Genomic DNA, 1,412 nt, shown 5'->3' with positions numbered 1-1,412 from the left:
AGTCTCCTTGAAGAAGTGGGTGGAACACACTTCGGTAAGTTCCAATGCCATCGGGATCAGCCTCTCTGAATATAAAACGATCTATTACCTCAGCCGTACTTGGGTCAATAGCCTGAAATCCCGAAGAACTAATACCTATAATAGCTTTATCTTCTTCTCGAAGATAACAATTTCCAATGCCTTCAACAATCTTATATTGAGGCTTCTCTTCGTCTGCGGGATTACATGAGAGTTGGTATACCTGCTTACCTGTCGTAATATCAAGAGCGATTAGACGGGCGAAGTCTGTCTTAAACCAAAGCAAATCACCGACAATCCCTAGCATTTTGACGATGTGATCTACTTCCCCTGGCATGTAGACATTATCTTCACCAAGATCTACAAAAGGAAATGACCACAGCACCTCAGTACTATTATCAATACGCCTAATTTCTTTCTTGCGTAAATTATCGTATGCGATTATCACATCATCTTCGACATATAACTCATAAGGGATATGGGAGCTTAGCAAGAACTCTCCTGTTATGGGATTCATTAGATTATACTCATCAAAATCAGAGCAATGTCCAACATACAAGGATTCTCCATCAATCAAATAAGTGTTCTTTTCCACTGAACATAATATCTCCTTATTCAAATAGACTTCTAACTTACCAAAGCAAGCATACCATAGGTACAGAAAATCTCCTATGGGTCTTATATTTAAAGGAACTTCGTCTTGCTGAAAAAGTTCATCATACAAGCTAAGATATTCACTTTCATCCTGTGTAAAAGAATAACATCCACTTTGTGGATCAAATCCATAAACATTCGCCAGTTTATTGGTTTTCTGATATTGCATATCTATGTTATTTGGTTATCACAATAATATTTCTGAATTTCTGGAACTGCTCACTTTTTGACAGCTTCTTAGTACTGCATTTTTCATACAGTTCATCTACACTCTTGATTCCCAATTTATTCCAAATCTTTTGATTAGTTGTATACACACTTTTCGCGTCTTTTGCAATGGCTTGTTCGAGTTGGGCAATTATCTGCTCACGCATAACTCCTCTACCACCTTGTTGTATGATATAGAGTTTGTCAAAACTATCAATATTCTCGAGGTAGGCTTTAAACTGGCCTAAATCTCCGAACATATTGCTGCTCTAGAATAGTTCTTGGTGTCAACAAAGATGTAGATTTCCTTTCCATCTTGATTTTTAATTTTCCATTTTGCATCAAATCTGAAGCTCCCAGAACCGGCTGCATGAGAGATTAAACCTTCAAGTTCCAGATCCGAAAGTCTCCTGCTATACTTTGCGGAGATATACTTCTCCAGATGTCGAATAACCTCTAGCGTGGTTGCTCCGGCTTTGAACTTATGTTCAGTCTGCAGCATCTCATTAATAAATGCAGACATTTGTTCTTCT

3 protein-coding genes are annotated in these 1,412 nt (G+C 37.9%); all 3 read right to left on the bottom strand.

What is annotated here, in order from left to right; genetic code table 11:
- Positions 1–841 (bottom strand): hypothetical protein (locus HMPREF9999_RS02655; protein ID WP_009436768.1); only part of this gene is annotated, 841 nt, incomplete at its 3' end.
- Positions 842–848: 7 nt separating this feature from the next.
- Positions 849–1,139 carry a hypothetical protein gene (locus HMPREF9999_RS02650; RefSeq protein ID WP_009436767.1) on the bottom strand — a complete coding sequence of 97 codons (291 nt, stop codon included), beginning with the start codon at positions 1,137–1,139 and terminating at the stop codon, positions 849–851.
- Positions 1,124–1,412: hypothetical protein (locus HMPREF9999_RS10420; RefSeq protein ID WP_009436766.1), on the bottom strand; the 289-nt coding region annotated here is incomplete at its 5' end. The genes HMPREF9999_RS10420 and HMPREF9999_RS02650, both read right to left, overlap by 16 nt.

Source organism: Alloprevotella sp. oral taxon 473 str. F0040 (assembly GCF_000318095.2).
In the GTDB taxonomy this organism is placed as follows: Bacteria; Bacteroidota; Bacteroidia; order Bacteroidales; family Bacteroidaceae; genus Alloprevotella.
The sequence above is the reverse complement of the archived record's forward strand: the minus strand, read 5'-3'. Positions and strand labels throughout refer to the sequence as shown.

Coding starts and splice junctions, on each gene's coding strand:
- HMPREF9999_RS02650 (WP_009436767.1), bottom strand. CDS start 1,139: ATGTTCGGAGATTTAGGCCAGTTTAAAGCCTACCTCGAGAATATTGAT.